22 protein-coding genes are annotated in these 23,251 nt (G+C 60.0%); 14 read left to right on the top strand and 8 right to left on the bottom strand.

The genetic code is table 11. From position 1 onward, the window contains the following. Nucleotides 1–125 precede the first annotated feature (125 nt). The 5 genes from osmF (at nucleotide 126) to QRN60_RS00635 (ending at nucleotide 4,552) form a co-directional block, all read left to right on the top strand. On the top strand, nucleotides 126–1,037 hold the full coding sequence (gene osmF, locus QRN60_RS00655) for a glycine betaine ABC transporter substrate-binding protein OsmF (protein ID WP_129564651.1): 912 nt from the start codon (nucleotides 126–128) through the stop codon (nucleotides 1,035–1,037). A 79-nt stretch (nucleotides 1,038–1,116) separates the two neighbouring features. After that, nucleotides 1,117–2,283 (top strand): ABC transporter permease, encoded by a 1,167-nt coding sequence (locus QRN60_RS00650; RefSeq protein WP_165000554.1) that lies wholly within the window; start codon nucleotides 1,117–1,119, stop codon nucleotides 2,281–2,283. Continuing rightward, nucleotides 2,280–3,218: an ABC transporter ATP-binding protein gene (locus QRN60_RS00645; RefSeq protein ID WP_113076049.1), complete on the top strand. Its 939-nt coding sequence runs from the start codon at nucleotides 2,280–2,282 to the stop codon at nucleotides 3,216–3,218. Before QRN60_RS00650 ends, QRN60_RS00645 begins: the two co-directional genes overlap by 4 nt. Beyond that, nucleotides 3,215–3,955, top strand: a complete 741-nt coding sequence (locus QRN60_RS00640; RefSeq protein WP_113076048.1) for an ABC transporter permease — start codon at nucleotides 3,215–3,217, stop codon at nucleotides 3,953–3,955. The genes QRN60_RS00645 and QRN60_RS00640 overlap by 4 nt, the downstream gene beginning before the upstream one ends. Before the next feature lie 108 nt (nucleotides 3,956–4,063). Continuing rightward, complete coding sequence (locus QRN60_RS00635) at nucleotides 4,064–4,552, top strand: gluconokinase (RefSeq protein ID WP_003507357.1); 489 nt, start codon at nucleotides 4,064–4,066, stop codon at nucleotides 4,550–4,552. On the opposite strand, the gene QRN60_RS00630 is transcribed toward QRN60_RS00635, so the two are convergent. From QRN60_RS00630 to QRN60_RS00600, 7 genes are all read right to left on the bottom strand, one after another. Beyond that, complete coding sequence (locus tag QRN60_RS00630; protein WP_003507355.1) at nucleotides 4,549–5,850, bottom strand: NAD(P)/FAD-dependent oxidoreductase; 1,302 nt, start codon at nucleotides 5,848–5,850, stop codon at nucleotides 4,549–4,551. The two genes, QRN60_RS00635 and QRN60_RS00630, sit on opposite strands and share 4 nt — an antisense overlap. Nucleotide 5,851: 1 nt before the next feature. Continuing rightward, nucleotides 5,852–7,213 (bottom strand): glutamine synthetase family protein, encoded by a 1,362-nt coding sequence (locus tag QRN60_RS00625; RefSeq protein ID WP_060727103.1) that lies wholly within the window; start codon nucleotides 7,211–7,213, stop codon nucleotides 5,852–5,854. A 172-nt stretch (nucleotides 7,214–7,385) separates the two neighbouring features. After that, the gene (locus QRN60_RS00620; RefSeq protein WP_129564652.1) at nucleotides 7,386–8,633 is read right to left on the bottom strand and encodes an NAD(P)/FAD-dependent oxidoreductase; all 1,248 of its coding nucleotides are present in this window, start codon (nucleotides 8,631–8,633) and stop codon (nucleotides 7,386–7,388) included. Between the two features lie 101 nt (nucleotides 8,634–8,734). Beyond that, the gene (locus QRN60_RS00615; protein ID WP_080866508.1) at nucleotides 8,735–10,375 is read right to left on the bottom strand and encodes an ABC transporter ATP-binding protein; all 1,641 of its coding nucleotides are present in this window, start codon (nucleotides 10,373–10,375) and stop codon (nucleotides 8,735–8,737) included. Between the two features lie 5 nt (nucleotides 10,376–10,380). Then, on the bottom strand, nucleotides 10,381–11,526 hold the full coding sequence (locus tag QRN60_RS00610) for an ABC transporter permease (RefSeq protein WP_003507348.1): 1,146 nt from the start codon (nucleotides 11,524–11,526) through the stop codon (nucleotides 10,381–10,383). Further along, nucleotides 11,526–12,620: a microcin C ABC transporter permease YejB gene (locus QRN60_RS00605; protein WP_080865723.1), complete on the bottom strand. Its 1,095-nt coding sequence runs from the start codon at nucleotides 12,618–12,620 to the stop codon at nucleotides 11,526–11,528. The genes QRN60_RS00610 and QRN60_RS00605 overlap by 1 nt, the downstream gene beginning before the upstream one ends. Nucleotides 12,621–12,761: 141 nt before the next feature. Then, a complete protein-coding gene (locus tag QRN60_RS00600) occupies nucleotides 12,762–14,606 on the bottom strand; it encodes an extracellular solute-binding protein (RefSeq protein WP_129564653.1) in 1,845 nt (614 codons plus the stop codon). A gap of 204 nt (nucleotides 14,607–14,810) precedes the next feature. On the opposite strand from QRN60_RS00600, the gene mepA reads away from it, so the two are divergent. The 4 genes from mepA (at nucleotide 14,811) to dapB (ending at nucleotide 18,353) form a co-directional block, all read left to right on the top strand. Next, a complete protein-coding gene (gene mepA / locus QRN60_RS00595; RefSeq protein WP_129567250.1) occupies nucleotides 14,811–15,872 on the top strand; it encodes a penicillin-insensitive murein endopeptidase in 1,062 nt (353 codons plus the stop codon). A gap of 99 nt (nucleotides 15,873–15,971) precedes the next feature. Further along, complete coding sequence (locus QRN60_RS00590) at nucleotides 15,972–16,355, top strand: methylglyoxal synthase (protein WP_003507338.1); 384 nt, start codon at nucleotides 15,972–15,974, stop codon at nucleotides 16,353–16,355. 22 nt (nucleotides 16,356–16,377) lie between these two features. Further along, complete coding sequence (locus QRN60_RS00585) at nucleotides 16,378–17,400, top strand: glucokinase (RefSeq protein WP_003507337.1); 1,023 nt, start codon at nucleotides 16,378–16,380, stop codon at nucleotides 17,398–17,400. Between the two features lie 125 nt (nucleotides 17,401–17,525). After that, a complete protein-coding gene (gene dapB / locus QRN60_RS00580) occupies nucleotides 17,526–18,353 on the top strand; it encodes a 4-hydroxy-tetrahydrodipicolinate reductase (protein ID WP_060722760.1) in 828 nt (275 codons plus the stop codon). A gap of 21 nt (nucleotides 18,354–18,374) precedes the next feature. Here the strand turns inward: dapB and phnF are convergent, their stop codons facing one another. Beyond that, a complete protein-coding gene (gene phnF / locus QRN60_RS00575; RefSeq protein ID WP_003507334.1) occupies nucleotides 18,375–19,112 on the bottom strand; it encodes a phosphonate metabolism transcriptional regulator PhnF in 738 nt (245 codons plus the stop codon). 82 nt (nucleotides 19,113–19,194) lie between these two features. On the opposite strand from phnF, the gene phnG reads away from it, so the two are divergent. The 5 genes from phnG (at nucleotide 19,195) to phnK (ending at nucleotide 23,184) form a co-directional block, all read left to right on the top strand. After that, nucleotides 19,195–19,656 (top strand): phosphonate C-P lyase system protein PhnG, encoded by a 462-nt coding sequence (gene phnG, locus QRN60_RS00570; protein ID WP_129564655.1) that lies wholly within the window; start codon nucleotides 19,195–19,197, stop codon nucleotides 19,654–19,656. Further along, a complete protein-coding gene (gene phnH / locus QRN60_RS00565; protein WP_162692534.1) occupies nucleotides 19,656–20,264 on the top strand; it encodes a phosphonate C-P lyase system protein PhnH in 609 nt (202 codons plus the stop codon). Before phnG ends, phnH begins: the two co-directional genes overlap by 1 nt. Before the next feature lies 1 nt (nucleotide 20,265). Further along, the gene (locus QRN60_RS00560) at nucleotides 20,266–21,375 is read left to right on the top strand and encodes a carbon-phosphorus lyase complex subunit (protein ID WP_129564656.1); all 1,110 of its coding nucleotides are present in this window, start codon (nucleotides 20,266–20,268) and stop codon (nucleotides 21,373–21,375) included. Nucleotides 21,376–21,508: 133 nt separating this feature from the next. Further along, complete coding sequence (locus tag QRN60_RS00555) at nucleotides 21,509–22,411, top strand: alpha-D-ribose 1-methylphosphonate 5-phosphate C-P-lyase PhnJ (protein WP_003507325.1); 903 nt, start codon at nucleotides 21,509–21,511, stop codon at nucleotides 22,409–22,411. After that, a complete protein-coding gene (phnK, locus tag QRN60_RS00550) occupies nucleotides 22,408–23,184 on the top strand; it encodes a phosphonate C-P lyase system protein PhnK (protein ID WP_003524419.1) in 777 nt (258 codons plus the stop codon). The genes QRN60_RS00555 and phnK overlap by 4 nt, the downstream gene beginning before the upstream one ends. Nucleotides 23,185–23,251: the final 67 nt, after the last annotated feature.

Below are 23,251 nucleotides of genomic sequence, written 5' to 3'. Positions count from 1 at the left end.
GGAGCCATCGACGCGAAAATGCGGATGGCGTGCAACCTTTTTTCTTTCCGGTCGTTGATACTTCGCCGCAATTGCGGCGGCGATCTTTCGCCTGTTCGGCAGGCTGACCCACCGGAGGAACATTCATGAACCGCTTGATGACGTTGACGGGCGCCGGACTTGCGCTTGCCTTTTCTGTTTCCATCGCTCAGGCGCAGGTGGTGGTGTCGTCGAAGATCGACACGGAGGGCGGCGTTCTTGGCAACATCATTCTCGCTATCCTGAACCAGAACAAGATCGAAACGACAGATCGCATCCAGCTTGGCGCCACACCGGTTGTGCGAAAAGCGATCACCGCGGGCGAAATCGACATTTATCCTGAATATACCGGCAACGCCGCCTTCTTTTTCTCCAAGGCGGACGATCCACTCTGGAAAGATGCCGCCAAGGGTTATGAAGAGGCCAAAACGCTCGATTACGATGCCAACAAGATCGTCTGGTTGACACCATCTCCGGCCAACAACACCTGGGCAATTGCGCTGCGCAAGGATGTCGCCGACAAAAACAATCTGAAGACGCTTTCCGACTTCGGCAAATATGTTGCCGGCGGCGGCGAGGTGGTCCTTGCCGCTTCTTCCGAATTCGTCAATTCCGCCGCTGCGCTGCCTGCATTTCAGACCACCTATGGCTTCACCATGAAGCCTGACCAGCTGATCACGCTTTCCGGCGGCGACACCGCGGCCACGATCGCCGCCGCCGCCAACCAGACGAACAACGCCAATGCAGCCATGGTCTATGGCACGGATGGCGGCATCGCCCCCTCCGGGCTTGTGGTGCTGGAGGACGACAAGCATGTGCAGCCGGTCTATCAGCCTGCACCGATCATTCGCGAAGAGGTTCTCAAAAAGCACCCGAATATTGAGGAACTGCTGAAACCGGTGTTCGAAAAGCTCGATCTGGCAACGCTGCAGGATTTGAACGCCCGCGTGCAGGTGAGCGGCGAACAGGCCAAGACCGTGGCGCTCGACTTTCTGACCAAGAACGGTTTCGTCAAGTAACACTCGCAGCGCTGCAGCGGGCTGCGGGAACGGAAGCGTTCTCCTGGTCCCGCCCTAACCCAGGGGAGGGAAGCTGGATTTGACGAAATGGCCTGACAAGGTGGGCGTACTGATTTCGTGCCTGCTTCTTTATGCGCTTTTTATATCGCCCTTCATGACATTCCGCGCAAACCGGATCGTTCAGGGCGAAACAAGAACGGTCTTCGAAGCCCTTCCGGCTGCGGCTGCCGCCGTTCTCACCACCATCATTCTCCTTGCGGCTTTCATCGCATTTTTCCGCTTTCCCGCGCGACTGAAGCTCACAGTCGCGCTGGCCGGCCTTGCTGCACTGGCGGTTTTTGTCGGCCAGGCGGCGTCTTTCCTCACGCCGCAGGGTAATGGCTTTGCCCGCGTTTCGCCCGCCAGCGGTTTCTGGCTGATATTTGCCGGATTGGCTCTGCTCACCACGGATTGTATTGCGCGTCTCCAGCCGAAGCCCGCCGTTCGGATTTTACTGTTGCTGGTGGCCATGGCCGCGCTTGCGGCGGTGCTGGCAAGCGGCCTCTGGAACGATCTCTCCATCATCAAGGAATATACCGGCCGGGCCGATATATTCTGGACCGAGGCCCTGCGGCACGTGGAGCTTGCCATCGGCTCGCTGATCGCGGCGACCATCGCGGGTATTCCGCTCGGCATCCTCTGTTACAAGGTCGAACGGCTGCGGGCGGGGGTGCTGAACACCCTCAATATCGTCCAGACCATCCCCTCCATCGCCCTTTTCGGTTTGCTGATCGCGCCGCTCGGATGGATCGCGGCCACGGTCCCGGGTGCAGCGAAGATCGGCATTGTCGGCATCGGCATGGCGCCCGCCTTCGTGGCGCTGTTTCTCTATTCGCTGCTGCCGGTGGTTTCCAACACGGTGGTCGGCCTTGCCGGGGTTTCGCAGGCGGTGCGGGAAGCGGCGCGCGGCCTTGGCATGACACCGGTGCAACGGCTGCTGCGGGTGGAATTTCCGCTGGCCATGCCGGTCATCCTCACCGGTATTCGCATCGTGCTGGTGCAGAATATCGGGCTGGCGACGATCGCGGCCCTGATCGGCGGCGGCGGTTTTGGCGTTTTCGTGTTTCAGGGCATCGGGCAGACGGCCATGGATCTCGTGCTGCTTGGCACCGTGCCCACCGTTCTTCTCGGCTTTGCCGCCGCGATCACCCTCGATGCCCTCATCGACAGCAATCTCTTCAGCGCAGGCGGAAGGCAAAAGGCATGATCGAGATCGACACCATCACGAAACGATATGGCGATACGACCGTCGTGGATCAGGTATCGCTAACGGTAGCGCCGCGCACCGTCACCGTCATCGTCGGCACCTCGGGGTCGGGAAAAACCACCCTGCTGCGCATGATAAACCGGCTGGTGGAGCCAACCTCCGGCATGATCCGGATCGACGGAGAGGATGTCAGTACGATACCTGGCTTCAAACTGCGCCGCCAGATAGGCTATGCCATTCAGGGCCACGGCCTGTTTCCGCACCGGACGGTCGCCGAAAATATCGCGACCGTGCCGCAGCTGATCGGCTGGGACCGCAAGCGCATCGCGGCCAAGATCGATGCGCTGATGCACCTCTTCCAGCTTGACCCCGCGCTCTATGCCGACCGTTTCCCACATGAACTCTCAGGCGGTCAGCAGCAGCGTGTCGGCGTGGCGCGTGCGCTGGCCGCAGAACCCAACATTCTTCTGATGGACGAGCCCTTCGGCGCCTTGGACCCGGTGATCCGCGCCAAGGCCCAGAACGATCTTCTCGATATCCAGAAGAAGCTCGGCGTCACAGTCGTTCTTGTCACCCATGATATGGACGAGGCTTTTCATCTGGCGGATCGTATCGCCGTGATGGACAAGGGCCGGATCGTGCAGGACTGCCCACCAGCTGAGCTCGTGCTGAAACCGGCGACGGATTTCGTCGCCACCATGATCGGCGAAAACGAACGGGCCCTGAAACTGCTTTCTGTTCTCTCCGTTGCCGATGTCGTGGAGCCGGGAAACGCAGAGGGCGAACCGCTCAACGAACATACAAGCCAGCGCGACGCCCTATCAGCAATGTTATGGGCGGGCTGCGACGCCTTGCCGATAGTCAAAGACAATGGGCAACCCGCCGGCCGGGTACGGCGTGACGTTCTCCTCCAGCGTGCCGCCGGAATTCCATGAAAAACGCATTATCCTTCCTTGCTCTCGGTTTTCTGACGCTGGCGCTGATCATCTTCCTTGCCGTGCCGCAGATCTTCGCACCCCTGTTCCGCCCTCTCGTGCAGGCCAATGCGCCGGTAATCTACACGCAGGCAAATCTCTTTTCCCTGACGCTGTCGCATCTCACCACAGTCGCAATTGCGACCGGGCTCGCCACACTCACGGCGGGCGCGCTTGCGGTTCTCGTCACCCGGCCATTCGGGACGGATTTCCTGCCGCTCTCGCGCAGCATCGTCAATATCGGCCAGACTTTTCCGCCCGTGGCAGTGCTGGCGCTTGCCGTACCGATAATCGGTTTTGGCGAAAAACCAACGCTTATAGCGCTGTTTCTCTACGCGCTGCTGCCGGTTTTCGAAAATACGCTGACAGGGCTGACCACCCTGCCCGCCACCGTGATGGATGCCGCGAGAGGCAGCGGCATGACCGGCTGGCAACGGCTTCTCAAAGTGGAATTGCCGCTCGCCCTTCCGGCCATTCTGGCGGGCATCAGGCTTTCGGCGGTCATCAGCCTTTCCACCGCTACCATCGGCTCGACAGTCGCGGCGCATACGCTCGGTGAAGTGATCATTGCCGGTCTGCAATCCAACAACCTCGCCTTCATTCTGCAGGGCGGGCTTATCGTTGCGGCGCTGGCGATCCTGATTCACACCGGCTTTTCCGCGCTGGAAAAAGCCGCGGCCCGCAAAACCGGGCACTGACATGGGCAAGCCCCGCATTTTTATATTCCCGATATCTGCCGCACATGTTAGGGGCTGACCGTCGAAACAGAAATATCAGAGGTTCGGGTGACACAGGCAATTGTCGTGATGGGAGTGAGCGGCTCTGGCAAGTCCACGGTCGCAGAGGAACTGGCGGAAAAACTGGGTATTGCCTTCATCGAGGGCGACAAGCTTCACCCTAAATCCAATGTCGATAAAATGTCCGAGGGTATTCCCCTGACTGACGAAGATCGCTGGCCCTGGCTCGATCTGATCGGCGCGGAACTGCGCAAGGGCAGCGAAAATAACGGTGTCGTCGTTTCCTGCTCGGCGCTCAAGAAAATCTATCGCGACCGGCTTCGCAAGGCTACCGGCGGCCCGCTTGCCTTCGTTTATCTGGATGGCAGCCTGGAACTTCTCAGCCGGCGCATGGGTGAACGCAAGGGCCATTTCATGCCGCTTTCGCTGCTGCAGACCCAGCTTGCCACGCTGGAAGTGCCGACTGGCGAACCGGGCGTCGTAACCGTCAGCATCGACACCACACCCGAGGATATTGCGAAGAACGCACTTTCCGGTTTGAAGGCGGTAACGTTCTAAAATCCGAGCCTGTCGCGCATGCCGTACCACCATGCACCAAGCACGGTCAGCGGCACGCGGAACGTCTTGCCGCCCGGGAACGGATAGTTCGGCAGCGAACTCCAGATATCGAAACGTTCAGCGTGACCGGCAACGGCCTCGCCCAATATCTTGCCAAGCAGATGCGTGGTCGTGACGCCATGGCCGCTGTCGCCATGCGAAAAATAGATATTGTCCGAGAGCCTGCCCATATGCGGGATGCGCGTCAGGGTCAGCGCGAAATTGCCGCTCCAGGCGAAGTCGATCTTCGTCTTTTCCAGTTGCGGGAAGGTCTTCAGCATGTTCGGCCGGATCACGCCCGTCAGATCGGCAGGGTCGCTGCCGCCATAACCGATGCCGCCGCCATAGAGCAGGCGATTATCCGAGGTGCGGCGGTAATAATCGAGAATGTAATTGGCATCCTCGACGCAATAATCGGCGGGCAGAAGCTCCTCAATCAGGTCGGCATCGAGCGGCTCCGTCGCCATGACCTGGCTTGAGACGGGCATCATCCGCTCGCCGATTTCCGGTAGCAATGTGCCGAGATAGGCATTGCCGCAGACGAGAACATATTTCGTCCTCACACTGCCCGTCGCGGTCCGCACGACGGGGTTCTCCCCCTGCTCTACCGCAATGACCCGCGAATTTTCGAATATCCGAGCACCGAGGCTTTCAGCCGCCGCCGCTTCCCCCTGCACCAGATTGAGCGGGTGGATGTGGCCACCGAGGCGGTCGATCATACCGCCGGCATAACGGTCCGTCTTCACATACTGGCCGACATCCGCCTTGGAGACCATTTCGAGCCCGCCATGGCCGTGTTTTTCCCAATGGGCCTTGTGAGCTTCCATTTCGCGGATCTGTTTCGGCGTAAAGGCGGCAAAGAAACCGCCATCGACAAGATCGCAGTCGATGGCGTATTTCGCGATGCGGCTGCGGATGATCGCGCCGCCTTCAAGCGACATTTCTCCGAGCTTCACCGCCTTTTCGTGCCCGTAACGGCCGGCGATGGTCTCGAGATCACGGCTATAGCCGTTGACGATCTGGCCGCCATTGCGACCCGAAGCGCCGAAGCCGACCCGCACACCTTCAAGAACGATGACGGAATAGCCGCGCTCACTGAGTTCAAGCGCTGCGGAAATGCCGGTGAAACCGCCGCCGATGACGCAGACATCCGCTTCCAGCGCGCCTTCAAGTGTCGGCCGCACGGATTTGACATTGGCGGAGGCCGCGTACCAGGAGGATGTGTGGCCGGGATTGGGAATGTTCGTTACCTCAGCCATCTCACACCGTCCTGATATAGGCGTCATATTCGACGTCGGTTACACGCAGGGAAAATTCGGAAAGCTCCTGCTGTTTGCAGGCGGAAAATAGCGTCCGGTACTTCTGGCCGAGCGTCGCATAGGCAAAGCTCGATCGCGTGAAGCGCTGCAATGCATAGTCCCAGTTGGTGGGCAGCGGCTCGTGGTTGATCGCGTGGCTGTCGCCGGCAATCGCGCCGCCGGGTTGGCGTTTCTCCTTCATGCCGGCAAGCGCGGCGCTCAGGATCATCGCGACAACGAGATAGGGATTGGTATCGGCACCGGCGACGCGATGTTCGATACGCGTCGCCGCCTTGCTGGCAACGATGACACGCACCGCCGCCGAGCGGTTGTCGATGCCCCAGGAGGCATAGGTTGGCGCATGTTCGCTGGGGGTCAGCCGGCGATAGGAATTGGCATGGGGCGCGAAGATCGCCATGCTTTCCCCCATGTTTTCCAAGAGGCCGCCAACCGAATGCATCAGCGCATCCGACGGGCCATTTTCCCCGGCGTAGATGTTCCTGCCGTCCCTATCGAGAACGGAAAAATGCACATGCATGCCGTTGCCGGCCTGCAAACCGTAAGGCTTGGCCATGAAGGTCGCGTCGAGATCGTGCCGGCGCGCCACGCCCTTGACGATGCGCTTCAGGAAAACGGCAAAATCGGCGGCCTGCAAGGCATCCGGCACATGGTTGAGATTGATTTCATATTGTCCGGGGCCGTTTTCGCGCAGCGTCGTATCGGCAAGAACGCCCTGCGCCCGGCAGGCTGTGGCAATGTCATGGAAGACATCCTCGAAATCCTGCAATTCGGAAATCGACAGAACCTGTGTCTGGCCCGTATGCCACCGGCCCTCGCGGCTATGCGGCGGACGGACCGGGTCAAGTGCAGAGCGGACGGGATCGATCAGGTAAAATTCGAGTTCGGTCGCCACGACCGGCGTGAGGCCGGCCTTTTTATAAGCGCTCAGAACCTGCGCCAGAACGTGCCGGGGATCGCCATAAAAACCGGTTCCATCCGGATTTTTCATCGCCAGCAGAACCTGTGCTGTCGGCCTGCCAAGCCATGTGACCCGCGACAGCGTGCCGGGAACGGGAAAGCAAAAACCATCGGGATCGCCCGTGCCCTCCGCAAGACCTGCGGCATGCACATCCCGCCCCCATATATCCAACGCATAAACGGAACGGGGGATAGCCATTCCCTTTTCAAGAACGTCGATTGCCCGTTCGCGCGGAATCCACTTGCCGCGCGGCACACCATTCGCGTCTATGACGAAAGCTTCAAGTATTTCGATATCGGGGTTATCGGCGAAAAATTTCTTTGCGTTTTCAATATCATCCATCATGCACCAGCAAGCCGTTTCCATCTCGTTTCATGCGCAGCGAAGGTCGCTAACGAAAATCGTCCTGCTGCTGATAGATGAGAAACCTCGCCACCATGATGACGTTTGCCCCTTTTCCCCTTTGCACTTGACCATGTTACGTGGCCTGTCCCCGGAAGGCCAGCGGATTTAGCTATCAGGGATTGAACCTTTCCGGGCGATAGGCGTCGATGGCGATAACAGGCGTTTCGCCCAGCATGGTTTCCGCCAGCACACGGCCGGTGATCGGCCCAAGCGTGAGGCCGTGATGGGCATGTCCGAAAGCAAACCACAATGTTTTATGACGCGGTGCCTTGCCGATGATCGGCATCATATCCGGCGTGCAGGGCCGCGCGCCCATCCACGGTTCCGCATCCAGCCTGCCGCCAAGAGGAAAGACGGTGCGCGCCACCCGTTCCGCCCGCTCGATCTGCACGGGAGATTTCGGTGCATCGCGCTCGGCAAATTCCGCACCCGTCGTCAGGCGGATACCCTTGCGCATCGGCGCAAGGAAATACCCACGCTCGGCATCGATCAGCCAGTTATTGAGCTTCGTGCCCTCCTGGGGCGCATAATGCATGTGATAGCCGCGCTTCACGCCAAGCGGGAAACGGTAACCCAGCCGTTCCGTGACGGTATCCGCCCAGGGACCGAGCGCCACGACGGCATGTTCGGCCTCGATTGCGCCGGTCTCGGTGCGCACCGTCCAGCCGCTTGTCGTTTGGCTGAGGGTGAAGGCATCGCCCCGGACAAAAGTTCCGCCGAGGCTTTCAAACAGTTTGACATAGGCAAGCGTCAGCGCGTGCGGATCAAGCACCGACCACGGGTCATCCCATTTCAGCCCGCCGACGAAATCCCGGCTGAGATGCGGTTCGGCCGCGGCCAGCTTTTCGGCATCGAGTTTGGTGTGGGATATGCCGTGCTCGCGCGAAAGACGCTCGGCAAAGGCATAATCAGCGTCCCGCCTTGCGGCGGTCCTATAGGCCTGCATCCAGCCATTTTTCACGATCAGATCGCCGGCCTTAGCCTCGTCGATCAGGATGCTGTGCTCGGAAACTGAATGTTCGATCAGCGGCGTATAGGCGCGAGCGATCGTGGCATGCCGCATGGCTGCGGAATTATACCAGTAACGGCCGAGGAAAGGCGCCATTCTCGGCAGGGCAGAGGGCCTATAACGGACATCGATCCTGTTGTTCAGCGAATAGCGCAGCAGCAGCGCAAGGTCGTGCGTGAAGCCATAAGGTACCACGCCCTCTCTCTGGATCAGCCCCGCATTACCGAAAGAGGTCTCTTCGCCCGGTCCGCGCAGGTCCACCAGCACTACCGATTTGCCCCTCCGGGCCAGTTGCAAAGCGACAGAGACCCCGATGATCCCCGCTCCCAAAACGACCACATCCGCTGCCATCGCAATCAATCCGTTTCCATGTCACGTCCATCGCAACATGGGTCGGCATTTTCCGCGAAGCAACAGAAAAATCATTGCCTTAATGGAAAATTCGACGCGCCCTACTGGCTGACCGCTTTCGTTTTCACCGCCTCGATATTGAAGGCCGCCGCCAGCAGCGCCTTGGTATAGTCCTGCTGCGGGTTGGCGAAAATATCCGCCGCCGGACCGCTCTCCACCACCTTGCCGTGGCGCATGACAATCAGGTCGTTGGCAAGCGCCTTCACCACCTTCAGATCGTGGCTGATGAAGAGATAAGCCAGCTCGTGCTTTGCCTGGAGATCGCGCAAGAGATCGACCACCTGCGCCTGCACACTCATGTCGAGCGCGGATGTCGGCTCATCCAGCATGACGAAACGGGGTTTAAGCACCATGGCGCGGGCAATGGCGATGCGCTGGCGCTGGCCTCCGGAAAACTCATGCGGATACCGCCAGCGGGTGGCCGGATCGAGGCCGACCTCTTCCAGCGCAGTGGCCACACGGGTATCGCGCTCGTCGGCCGAAAGAGATCGCTCATGCACTTTCAGGCCCTCGGCGACGATCTCGCCTACGGACATGCGCGGGCTGAGCGAACCGTAAGGGTCCTGAAACACCACCTGCAGCCGGTTTCTGAGCGGCTTCATCATTTCATAGGAATAGTGGTCGATCGACTGGCCGATGAAGCTGATACGTCCCTCAGACGCGATCAGCCGCGAGAGAGCCAAACCGAGCGTCGTCTTGCCCGAGCCGGATTCGCCCACCACGCCCACCGTCTGGCCTGCACGCAGGGTGATATCGATACCGTCGACCGCTTTCACATGGTCGACCACCCGACGCATCAGCCCCGCCTTGATCGGGAACCAGACCTTGATATCGTCGCCCTGCATGACCACGGGTTTGCTGGCGTCGGAAAGCGGCGGCTCACCCTTCGGTTCGGCAGCCAGAAGATGGCGGGTATAGGCGTGTTGCGGATCGGTAAACACCTGCTCCACCGTGCCGGTCTCGACGATCTTTCCCTTGGTCATGACGCAGACGCGGTCGGCAAATTTGCGGACGATACCGAGGTCATGGGTGATGAACAGCATGGACATGCCGTGCTGCGTTTTCAGATCACCGAGCAGCTCGAGAATCTGGGCCTGAACCGTCACGTCAAGCGCCGTCGTGGGTTCATCGGCGATGAGCAGTTTCGGCCGGTTGGCAAGCGCCATGGCGATCATCACACGCTGCCGCTGGCCGCCGGACAATTCATGCGGATAGGCCTTCAGGCGCTTTTCCGGTTCGCGAATGCCCACTTGAAGCAACAGTTCCAGCGTACGCGCCCGCGCCTCCGCGCCCGTAATCGCCTGATGCAGCTCCAGAATCTCACCGATCTGCCGCTCGATGGTGTGGAGCGGGTTGAGCGAGGTCATCGGTTCCTGAAAGATCATGGTGATGTCGTTGCCGCGCACGGCGCGAAGCGCACGTTCCGGCAGGGTCAGCATATCCTTGCCGTCGAACAGGATTTTCCCCGAAGGATGGCTCGCTGCCGGATAGGGCAGCAATTTGAGGATGGAATTCGCCGTGACCGACTTACCGGAACCGGATTCGCCAACGAGGGCGACGACTTCGCCCGGCATCAGGTCGAAGGAGACCTGATCGACGGCGATGCTGGTCGCGCCGCCCTGATGGAAGGCGACGGAGAGATCACGGACAGAGAGAAGCGGCTGAATATTTGTTTCCGTCATGGCGATCACCGGAACGTCTTGCGTGGGTCGAAGGCGTCTCTAACCGCCTCGCCGACGAAGATAAGGAGGGAGAGCATGATGGACATGGTGAAGAAGGCGGTGAGACCAAGCCAGGGCGCCTGAAGATTGTTCTTGCCCTGCGCGATCATCTCGCCCAGCGACGGCGATCCCGGCGGCATGCCGAAGCCGAGGAAATCGAGTGAGGTCAATGTGGTGATCGAACCGGACAGGATGAAGGGCAGGAAGGTCAGCGTTGCCACCATGGCGTTGGGCAGAAGATGCCGGAACATGATCGTCCAGTTGCCGACGCCAAGGGCGCGGGCGGCGCGGACATATTCGAAGTTTCTGGCACGCAGGAATTCGGCCCGGACGATGCCGACGAAGCCAACCCATGAAAAGAGCAGCATGATGCCGAGCAGCACGAAGAAGCCCGGCGGCAGGATGGCCGCGATGATGAGCAGGATGTAAAGCACCGGCATTGACGACCAGATTTCGATGAAACGCTGCAGAAGCAGATCCGTCCAGCCGCCGAAGTAACCCTGAATGGCGCCGGCCGTGACCCCCACGAGGGCGGACGCGATGGTGAGCGTCAGGCCGAAAAGAACGGAAATACGGAAGCCGTAGATCATCCGCGCCGTGACGTCGCGCGCCTGATTGTCCGTTCCAAGCCAGTTGAGATTGCCGAGCGTGCAGCCGGGATCGGCATTGCCCTGCGGATAGGCCGAGCACCGTTCCTTTTCATCCATCAGCCAGAAGGGCGCGGTGGGAGCGGAATGCGGAATATTGGAATTGACCGTCTGATAGGAATAACGGATCGGCGGCCAGATCATCCAGCCATTGGCGTTGATCTCATCCTGAATGAAGGAGGATTTGTAGTCGGTCTGGGCCAGGAACCCACCGAATTTTTCCTCCGGATAATCGACCATGACCGGCACCAGAATCTCACCCTTGTAGGAGGCGAGGACGGGTTTGTCATTGGCGATGAATTCCGCGATCAGGCTCAGGAAAAACAGGATCAGGAACAGCCAGAAGGACCAGTAACCGCGCCGGTTTGCCTTGAAATTCTGCCAACGGCGCTTGGTGGTTGGCGAAAACCACGGGCGCTTCGGTTTCACCAGCGTTTCCGTTTCTGCGGTATGGGCAAGTGTCATCACACGTCCCTCCGCTCGAAGTCGATACGTGGATCGATCCATGTATAGATCAGGTCGGAAATCAGGCCGACCACGAGGCCCATCAGCGAGAAGATGAAGAGTGTGCCGAACACGATCGGATAGTCACGGTTGACGACCGACAGATAACCAAGGCGGCCAAGGCCATCCAGCGAGAAGATATTCTCGATCAGCAGCGAACCGGTGAAGAAGGCCGAGATGAAGGCACCCGGAAAACCGGCGATCACGATCAGCATCGCGTTGCGGAAGACATGGCCATAAAGAACCCTGCGTTCGGTGAGACCCTTGGCGCGGGCGGTGACGACATATTGCTTCTTGATCTCGTCAATGAAGGAATTCTTCGTCAGAAGCGTCGTCGTCGCAAAAGCCGAGAGCGACAGCGCGATCAGCGGCAGGGTCAGGTGCCAGAAATAGTCTATGATCTTCTGCCACCAGTTCAGCTGCGCGAAATTATCCGACACCAGACCACGCAGCGGGAACCAGTCGAAGAACGAGCCGCCGGCGAAGAGAACGATGAGAAGAATGCCGAACAGGAAGCTCGGCACCGCATAACCGATGATGATGATGCCTGATGTCCAGACATCGAAAGTCGAGCCATCGGAAACGGCCTTCTTGATGCCGAGCGGAATGGAGATGATGTAGGAAATGATCAGGATCCAGAAACCGAGCGACATCGACACCGGCAGCTTGTCGATGATGAGATCGATGACAGAGGAATTTCGGAAGAAGCTGTCGCCGAAATCGAAGCGGATGTAATTCCACATCATCTCAAGAAAGCGGGTGAGCGGCGGCTTGTCGAAACCGAACTGTTTCTCAAGCTTGGCGATCAGCTCCGGATCGAGCCCCTGCGCGCCGCGATATTTCGAGCCGCTTTCATCGAAGCCGCCGGACTGGCCGAGAAGATCGCCGCCGCCGGAGAGACGGTCGGAAGCACTGTCGCCCTGCCCCGTCAGCTGCGCGACGACCTGTTCCACCGGCCCGCCGGGCGCGAACTGGATGACAAGAAACGAAATGCCCATAATGCCGATAATGGTCGGGATCATCAGCGCCAGACGTCTGAGGATATAGGCGCCCATCAGCCCTTGCTCCCGGCCGATACGTCAGCGGTTTTCGTTTCTGTCAAACCCGGTCCTTTCCTGAAAGCGCTGCCTGCGCGCTTTAAGCGATTCGTCTCGCCCTATGTGAATCAAGCCTTTGCCGCGAAAGCAAGGCCGGCGTCAGTTTCCGGCCTGGCTGGACCACCATGCATCAGGAAAACCGACACCATATTCGGGCAGGTTTTCCGGGCGAATGAGCGTGTTCCAGTAAGCGATGAACATCTCGCCACGGTAAAATTGCGGTATGACGTAGCTGTTGGCCAGCAGCACCCGGTCGAGCGCCCGTGCCGCAGCCACCTGCTCATCCCGGTTGGGCGCGAATATGACCTTCCTGACCAACGCATCAACGGCCGGGTTCTTGATTCCGGCAATATTATTGGATCCCTGCCGATCGGCGGCGGCCGAGCCCCAGAAATCCGCCTGTTCGTTACCCGGGTTCGCCGAGGTCGCCCAGAGCTTGACGATCACGTCATAATCGAAACTGCGGGTGCGGTTGGTATATTGCGAGGCGTCGACCGTGCGGATCGTCGCGTTGATGCCGATCTTCTTCAGGTTCTGGACATAGGGCAGGATGGTTCTTTCCATGCCGGCGGAATCGATCAGAAACTCCATATCAAGCGGCTGTCCGCTCGCCGCATTGACCATGCGGTTGCCGCGCAGTTCGTAACCGGCCTCCTTCATCAGCTTGACCGCCTCGCGCAGATTGTCGCGCTGCTTGGCCGGATCACCGGCGACCGGGTTGCGATATTCTGTCGTGAAGACTTCCGGCGGAACCTGATCCTTCAGCTCCTGCAGAATTTCCAGCTCGCGACCGGTCGGCAGTCCGGAAGAGGCCAGTTCACTGCCCATGAAGAAGCTGTTGATGCGCTGGAATTGACCATAGGCCAGAGTCCGGTTCAGCTCCTCGAAATCAAAGGCGTAATTGAGCGCCTTGCGCAGTTTCGGGTTCTGGAACTTCTCCCTGCGCATGTTCGGCACGAAGGCCTGCATGATGCCGACGGAACGATAGATGTTCGGCAGCTCTTCCTTCTTGACGCGGCCCTCCTTGACGGCCGGAAAATCATAACCGGTGACCCAGCGGCTGGAGGAGGCTTCCTGCCGGAAATCGACGGTGCCGGACTTGAAGGCCTGAAAGTCCACATCCTGATCGGCAAAGAAGGTGTAGGCGATGGTTTTGAAATTATTCATCCCCACATTCACATTGACGTCCTTGCCCCAGTAGTCGTCGCGGCGTTCATAGGTGATTGTGGAGCCGGGAGAGACTGACGCAATCTTGTAGGGGCCCGAGCCCATGACCGGCTCCAGCGTGCCGCGCGAGATGTCGCGCGGCTTGCCGTCCGGGCCGGCGGCTTCCCACCAGTGCTTGGGAACGATCAGCAATTGGCCGACGATCTGCGGCAATTCGCGATTGTTCTTTTCATCGAAAGTGAAGGTGATGTCCCTTTCGCCGCTCACCTCTGCCTTGGTGACATGGATGTAATAGGTCGCAAGCTGCGGGCTGAGGTCCTTCGCTTTTTCGAAGCTGAAGACGACATCCTCTGGCGTCACCGGCTTGCCATCAGCCCATTTGGCCTCCGCGCGCAGCCGGAAGGTGGCCTTCGAAATATCGTCGGGATAGCTCACCCCCTCGGCCAGCAAGCCGTAGGAGGCAGACAGCTCCTCTTCCGTCGACTTCATCAATGTATCGAAAACCAGCGAAAGGCCCGTTGCCGCCTCGCCCTTGGCGAGCAGCGGATTGAGCGTGTCGAAGGTGCCCGTCGTCGACAGGCGAAGCGTGCCGCCTTTTGGTGCCTTGGTGTTCACATAGTCAAAATGATCGAAGCCATCTGGATGTTTCAGTTCCCCGACCGTCGAAATCCCCTTTCGCCATACATCGGCCGATTGTGCGGAGGCCGCCGCCGGTATCAGCAGGGCGGATGCCGCAAGAGCGATGAGAAAGCGGGCTTTCAGTGGTGCCAATATCATTGGGGGAATGTCCCTGTTTTCGTGTTTGTTGGAGAGAGCATAAAACAAAGATTGGCAAAAAACAGATGCACCGCCTCACAAGCTCTTTATCGGCGTCTTTATCCTCATGCTTTGGCGACAGTGGCCGAAACATGGTTTCAACAAAATCCCGTTCCAGTTTATCCTGAGGGGAAGAGAATCATCTGATCGAACGGGCACGACTATATGACGGCGGGATCATCGAGAGTTTTCAAGACGGCCATGCTGGCGATTTCGGTCGTCTCCGCACTGCAGTTGCAGATGGAAACCGCATCGGCCGAGGACAGGCCCGCGAAAGAAGTGTTCGGCCATATGGCGCTGCCGTCCGCCACGGGCTCGCAGCCGATCGGCTCCTATGCCAAGGGCTGCCAGTCCGGCGCCATCGCCATGCCGACTGATGGTCCCGGCTGGCAGGCCATGCGCCTTTCCCGCAACCGGCGCTGGGGCCAGCCGCAGCTTATTTCTTTTCTCGAGCAATTTTCGCAGGACGCCCAGAAGATCGGCTGGCCGGGATTGCTGCTCGGCGATATTTCCCAGCCGCGTGGCGGCCCGATGCTGACAGGCCATGCGTCGCACCAGATCGGCCTCGATGTCGATGTGTGGTGGCGACCCATGCCCACCCCCCGGCTGACCGTGGAGCAGCGCGAAACGGTGCCTTTCGTTTCCATGCTGGACAAGAGCAAGTTCCTGACGGTCGATGACCGCAAATGGTCGCCGCTCAATGCCCGGCTGGTGATGATGGCGGCAAGCTATCCGCAGGTGGAGCGCGTCTTCGTCAACCCGGCCATCAAGCAGAAACTCTGCCAGACCTGGACCGGCGACCGCACCTTCATGGGCAAGATCAGGCCGATCTATGGTCATGACGAGCATTTCCACATCCGCCTCGAATGCCCGCCCGGCGCGCCCAATTGCGAACCGCAGGCGGCCGTGGGCAAAGGTGACGGCTGCGACAAGTCGCTTGCCTGGTGGTTCAGCAAGGAACCATGGGCGCCGCCGAAAAAGGACCCCAATGCCAAGCCGGTGAAACCGCGTCCGGTCATGGTCTCCGACCTGCCTTCCGCCTGCGCTGCCGTGGCTGCGGCCCCTTCCGCCAACCGCCAGGGCATTGCCGCCCAGGCCTATTCTCCAGCGCCGGTTCAGGCCCCGGCCGCGCGCCAGCAAAGCGTGGAACAGGTCATTCAGGCCGCCCCCGCCCTGCAGCCGCCTTCGGATATTCCGCTTCCGACCCAGCGTCCGACATTGAACTGAAACAGAAATGAGGCATTCAACAGCTTCCCTTTTCAAATGGCGGCAAGCTGTTATAGAAGGCTTCAAATCGATTTAATTCTTTGAGGACAGGCTGGGACCATGGAAGGACAACGCTGTATCGCGCTCATCGCTCACGACGAGAAAAAGGACGATATGGCGGATTTCGCCCGTCATCACCAGAAGGCGCTTGCCGGTTTCAGGATCGTCGCCACCGGCACAACCGGCGGGCGGGTACAGGAAGCCTGTCCCGGACTTGAAGTCACTCGCCTCAAAAGCGGCCCCCTCGGCGGTGACCAGCAGATCGGCGCGATGATCGCGACAGGCGAAGTCGACATGCTGATCTTCTTCACCGATCCGCTGACAGCCATGCCGCACGATGTTGACGTGAAGGCGCTGACCCGGCTTGCCACGGTCTATGACATTCCCATGGCGCTCAACCGCGCCACCGCAGAAAACCTCATCGACTTCCACGTCGCCAATTGACACTCCGACAATGGAACAGGCAATGCCGAAGACGTCCGATACCGAATATCTGTCCTTTCCGATCCTTCTTGGCGACATCGGCGGTACCAACGCCCGCTTTTCCATTCTGATCGATTCCTTTGCGGAACCGGTGCACCTCACCACCGTGAAGACGGCGGAATATCCGACGATCGACGACGCCATCCAGCAGGCGGTTCTGGACAAGACCTCGCTTCAGCCGGTCTCGACCATTCTTGCGATTGCCGGCCCGATCGAAGGTGACGAGATTCCGCTCACCAACTGCCATTGGGTTGTCAAACCGAAGGACATGCTGGCCAATCTCGGCCTGAAGGACGTCATCGTCATCAATGACTTTGAAGCGCAGGCTCTCGCGATTGCAGCACTGGACGACGATAACCGCGACGCCATCGGCTCCGGCAAAAAAGATGTGCTGGCTTCGCGCGTCGTTCTTGGGCCAGGCACAGGGCTTGGTGTTGCCGGACTGGTTTATGCCCGCCATATGTGGTTTCCGGTGCCTGGCGAAGGCGGGCATATCGATATCGGCCCGAGAAGCGCGCGCGACTATGCGGTTTTCCCGCATATCGAAACCATCGAAGGCCGCGTCGCCGGCGAACAGATCCTCTGCGGGCGTGGGCTGGTCAATCTTTACCGTGCCGTCTGCAAAGCCGATGGCATCGAACCCGTCTTTTCCGATCCGGCCGACATCACCTCGCACGGGCTTTCGGGCAAGAACCCGCAGGCTAAAGAAACACTTTCGCTGTTCAGCACCTATCTCGGCCGGGTGGCAGGCGATCTCGCGCTGATCTTCATGGCCAAGGGCGGCGTCTATCTGGCCGGCGGCATTTCGCAGAAGATCGTTCCGGCGCTGAAAAGCCCGGAGTTCCGGGCCGCCTTCGAGGACAAGGCGCCGCACAGCGCGCTGATGCGGACCATCCCGACCTTCGTCGTCACCCATCCGCAGGCCGCCCTTTCCGGTCTCGCCACCTATTCAAGAACGCCATCCGATTTCGGCCTGTCGCTGGACGGGCGACGCTGGAGAGCCTGATCGCTCGGGCTGTTCTTATGTGATGCTTGCGAAGCGGGCGGACGGTCTTTAACGTCGCTGCGTAAACATCCAACATCCGATACCGGCGGGTTCCGATCCGCCCGACATGAAAAGTGAGTGATAGCATGGGCAGCAGCGGCATGAAACTTGTGGTGGTCGGCGCGGCGGGCCGCATGGGACAGGCGCTCATCCGCCTCATTCACCAGACCCCTGGCGTTCAGCTGCATGCCGCCGTCGCACGCGAAGGCTCCGCTTTTGTCGGCCGCGACGCCGGTGAGATCGCCGGTCTTGGCCCGATCGGCGTCGAGATCACCAGCGATCCTTTGCAAGCCTTCCTGCATGCGGAAGGGGTGATTGATTTCACCTCTCCGGCAACCAGCGTCACCTTTGCGGGCCTCGCCGCGCAGGCTCGCATCGTGCACGTCATCGGAACCACGGGCTGTTCATCGGAAGATGAGGAAAAATTCAAGGCGGCGTCGCGCCATGCCCGCATCGTCAAGTCGGGCAATATGAGCCTCGGCGTCAACCTGCTCAGCGTTTTGACGCAGCAGGCGGCGCAGGCGCTGGATGCGCAGAACTGGGATATCGAAATCCTTGAAATGCACCACAAGCACAAGGTGGATGCGCCTTCGGGTACTGCATTGCTGCTCGGCGAAGCAGCAGCGGCCGGTCGCAAGGTTGATCTCGCGGCCTCTTCCGTTCGCGTGCGCGACGGGCATACAGGCGCGCGTGAGACCGGCACCATCGGTTTCGCCACGCTGCGCGGCGGTTCCGTAATTGGCGAACATTCGGTGATCTTCGCCGGAGAGGGAGAGCGCGTGGAGCTTTCCCATTATGCCGGCGACCGCTCCATCTTCGCACGCGGGGCAATTGTGGCAGCGCTCTGGGCCTTCGACAAGAAGCCGGGCTTCTATTCGATGCTCGATGTGCTGGGCCTATCGCAGACGGAATAAGCTTCCGCCGCGGCTTTCACCTCAATTTTCCACCGTGAATTCGACCGTATCGGCCGAAAAACGGCTGATGGCGTATTGCACCGGCACGCCATCCATATCGGCGTTCAGCGCCTGGGTGACGAGCAGGATCGCGCCCGGCGACAATTCGAGATCGGCCAGATCCTGCGTATCCGCATGGCTGGCGGAGATGACGGTGGAAATGCGCACGTAATCCGCCACGCCGAGCATCTGGAAAGCGGCCGTGATCGAGCCGCTTTTCTGATAGGCCTCGCCTATTCCGGCAAAACGGTCGGCCGGGAACCATGTGGTCGAGCGGGATACAGGGCGGTTATCCGCCTTGCGCAGCGTTTCGAGGCGCACGAGAGGCGCGCCTGATGGCACTTGCAGTCGCGCCGCCAGATCGGCATTGGCCGGCTCGGTGGTATGGGACAGAAGCAGCGCCTCCATTTCCTTCACCTGATCGCCAATGCCCTCCGTAAATCGCGTGCGCCGTGAAATCGGAAAACTCAGGCGCTCCTTGCGGGCGATCATCGTGCCACGCCCCTGCATTGGCTCGAGAATGCCTTCACTGGCCAATGCGGCAATGGCGCTTCTCACAGTATGGCGGTTGACGCCGAATTTTTCAGCCAGCGCCATTTCCGGCGGCAACATGCCGGTTTCGTCGTGATCGCCTGCCGCGATCTCGCCTCTGATCCGGTCGGCGATCTGCCGCCAGAGCGCCACGCCGTTCTTTCTTTTCATCGCTGCCGCAGGGCTCATGTCACACGCTTGTCATTCATCGACGTTAATTGTAGCTTATATTGTATAGTTGTCTATATCAATAGACATTAGAGGTCAAGCGATGAATAACGAAGCTGCGAATATACATGCGGAGAGAAAGCGAGTGGCGGCCCTTCTTGCCCGCGCCACCGTTCTGGAACTCGAAACGGTGTGGAGCCGGCAGGACGCCAGCCCCCAGACGGAAAATGTGCGCGGACCGGAAATCGGCCTCGTCATGGTCAAGGGCCGTATCGGCGGCGGCGGGGCACCTTTTAATCTCGGCGAAACCACCGTTACCCGGGCAACGATCAAGCTCGCATCCGGCACCGTCGGCCATGCCCATGTTCTCGGCACCGGCCGCAAGAAGGCCTGGTATGCCGCCGTTTTCGACGCCCTCTGGCAGGAAAGCCCGACGCGGGACTTTATCGAGACCGAGCTTCTTTCCCCGGTCGAAAAAAGGCTGACCGCGGAAAAACAGCGCACGACCAAGGAAACTGCCGCCACCCGGGTCGATTTCTTCACCATGGTTCGAGGAGAGGATTGATGAGCGTCAAGGCCGAAGCACTGACCGGCGGTTTTTCTGACGCCGTCTTCGATTCCCAACGGATTTTCAAAAAGCTGATGGACGGCATGGCCCGTCCGGGCACACCGCAGACCATCGAAACGGCGGTCGCCCCGCCGCTACCGCTTGGCGTTGCAACAGGCGCGGTTCTGCTGGCGCTTTGCGACCATGATACGCCGGTCTGGCTGAGCGGCCCGCTGCGCAAAACCGCGGTGCCGGGCTGGATCGGATTTCACACCGGGGCAGTGGCAACGGAAGAAAAAAGCGCGGCGCATTTCGCCGTCATCGAGGCGGGAAGCGCCATTGCCTCCTTCGGCCTCTTCGCCCAGGGCAGCCAGGAATATCCCGACCGCTCCACAACGCTTATCGTCGAGTTGCCTGATCTGGACGGTGGACGGGAACTGCTGCTCTCTGGCCCCGGCATTCGCCACGTCAACATCATCAGCCCCACCGGCCTGCCGGACATATTCCCGAGGCTGTGGGCGGAAAACAATGCCGCTTTCCCGCGCGGCGTCGACGTCATCCTGACATCCGCCGACCGATTTGTCTGCCTGCCGCGCACGACGCGCATCAAACCCGTGGAGGCATAGGATGTATGTTGCTGTCAAAGGCGGAGAGACCGCCATCGCCAACGCCCACCGGCTTCTGGCCGACAAGCGGCGCGGAGACCGCGACCTGCCCGCGATGACCGTTGCGCAGATCGTTTCGCAGCTTTCGCTCGCCGTCGACCGTGTAATGGCGGAAGCGTCCCTTTATGATCAGTCGCTTGCAGCCCTTGCCGTCAAGCAGGCCCGCGGCGACATGATCGAAGCCATCTTCCTGCTGCGCGCCTACCGCACCACGCTACCGCGTTTCGGTTATTCGGTTCCGGTGGACACCGCCGGCATGACGGTCCAGCGCCGCGTTTCCGCAACCTACAAGGATTTGCCCGGCGGACAATTGCTGGGGCCGACCTTCGATTATACCCATCGCCTGCTTGACCCCACTCTTTTGGAAGACGAAGCCGTCGAGACCGCCACCCAGCGGGAAGGCGAGCCTGATTATGTCATGCGCGTTTCCGACATTCTGGCCGAGGAGGGGCTGATCGAAAGCGACGGCGATATGCCTGATGATCATATTGCCGGCGACCTGACGCGGGAGCCGATGGAATTTCCGATGGCGCGTGACCTGCGTCTGCAGTCGCTGGCGCGCGGCGATGAGGGCTTCCTTCTCGCACTCGCCTATTCGACGCAACGCGGTTACGGCCGCACGCATCCCTTCGTCGGCGAAATCCGCATCGGCGAGGTGGAGATCGAACTGGACGTGCCGGAACTCGGCTTCTCCGTTTCGCTCGGCGACATCCAGGTCACCGAATGCCAGATGGTGAACCAGTTCAAGGGCTCGGCTAAGGTGCCGCCGCAATTCACCCGCGGTTACGGTCTGGTGTTTGGCCAGAGCGAGCGCAAGGCAATGGCCATGTCGCTGGTCGACCGGGCGCTGCGTGCGGGCGAATTCGGCGAGGATGTCGTCGCCCCCGCGCAGGACGAGGAATTTGTCATCTCACATGCCGACAACGTGCAGGCGACAGGCTTCGTCGAACATCTGAAATTGCCGCACTACGTAGATTTTCAGGCCGAACTCGGTCTGGTCAGGAAAATGCGTGCCGATTTCGAGGCGATCAACGCCGATGGCGCGGAGTGGATGGGCGATGCGGCCGAATAGCTCAGCGGCTGCCCTGCTCACCAAACCAAAGGGCGCAAAAGACGGTCGATGCTGCAAAGACAGCAAAGAACACGGCTGCAAGAATTCCAATCTCCATGAGCTTGTACTCCTTTTTTCACAAGGCTAACGCGCAATGCTTAAAGAAGTTTCATTTGACGACGGGCTGGCCGCCTACAACTTCGCCTATCTGGACGAACAGACCAAGCGGATGATCCGCCGGGCGATCCTGAAAGCCATCGCCATTCCCGGTTATCAGGTCCCCTTCGCTTCCCGCGAAATGCCCATGCCCTATGGCTGGGGCACCGGCGGCGTGCAGCTGACCGCCTCCATCCTCGGTCCCGACGATGTACTCAAGGTCATCGACCAGGGCGCCGACGATACCACCAACGCCGTCTCCATTCGCGCCTTCTTCCAGAAGGTGGCGAATGTTGCCGTCACCACCCGCACGAAGGATGCGACCATCATCCAGACGCGGCACCGTATTCCAGAAGAGGAGCTGCATTCGGGCCAGGTCCTGGTCTATCAGGTTCCGATTCCCGAGCCCTTGCGCTTCCTGGAGCCACGCGAGACCGAAACCCGCGTCATGCACGCGCTGGAAGAATATGGCCTGATGCATGTCAAGCTTTACGAGGACATCGCCCGCAACGGTCGCATCTCCACCACCTACGCCTATCCGGTGAAGGTTGCCGGGCGTTATGTTATGGATCCATCCCCGACCCCTAAATTCGATAATCCGAAAATGCATCTCTCGGACGCATTGCAGCTGTTCGGCGCCGGGCGCGAAAAACGCATCTATGCCGTGCCGCCCTATACCGACGTCGTCAGCCTCGATTTCGAGGACCATCCGTTCGAGATCCAGCGCTTTGACAAGCCCTGCGCGCTGTGCGGTGGCGAGAATGTCTATCTGGACGAGGTGGTGCTGGACGACAAGGGCGGGCGGATGTTCGTCTGCTCCGATACCGACCATTGCGAGGACCGCCGCGCCCATGGCCACAAGGGCCATCTGCTGGCGGATGTGAAGGAGGCCGCAGAATGAGCGACGCACCGCTTTTGAAAGTCAGGGACGTTTCCAAGTATTATGGCGACCGCGCCGGTTGCCGCAACGTCTCCTTTGAGCTTTATCCTGGCGAGGTTCTGGCAATCGTCGGCGAATCCGGCTCCGGCAAAACCACGCTTCTCAACTGCATTTCCACCCGTCTCATGCCAACGGCGGGCAGCGTGGAATATCGCATGCGCGACGGCTCGGTGCGTGATCTCTACCATATGGGCGAGGCCGAACGGCGTTTTCTGATGCGGACCGACTGGGGTTTCGTGCACCAGAACCCGGCGGATGGACTGCGCATGGCGGTTTCGGCCGGCGCCAATGTCGGCGAGCGACTGATGGCTGTCGGCAACAGGCATTACGGCAATATCAGGCAATCGGCCAGCGAATGGCTGGAGCGGGTGGAAATCGGCACCGACCGTATCGACGACCAGCCCCGCGCCTTCTCGGGTGGGATGCGCCAGCGCCTGCAGATTGCCCGCAACCTCGTCACCTCGCCACGCCTCGTCTTCATGGATGAGCCGACCGGTGGCCTCGATGTCTCCGTGCAGGCGCGTCTGCTCGATCTGGTCCGCGGCCTCGTCAATGATCTCGGTCTCGCCGTTGTCGTCGTCACCCATGATCTCGCAGTCGCGCGGCTGCTGTCTCACCGCATGATGGTGATGAAGGGCGGTGATGTCATCGAGCACGGCCTGACCGACCGCGTGCTGGACGATCCACGCGAGCCCTACACGCAACTGCTTGTTTCCTCCATTTTGCAGGTCTAGCCGCGTGATTCCGAAAAGTGGACCCCGGTTTTCGGATAAAATCACGCGCAGGAAGAAAGAACCCACC

The sequence above is a fragment of the Agrobacterium sp. CFBP2214 genome (assembly GCF_030209895.1).
Lineage (GTDB): Bacteria > Pseudomonadota > Alphaproteobacteria > Rhizobiales > Rhizobiaceae > Agrobacterium > Agrobacterium radiobacter.
This window is presented reverse-complemented; position numbering and strand designations above follow the sequence as displayed.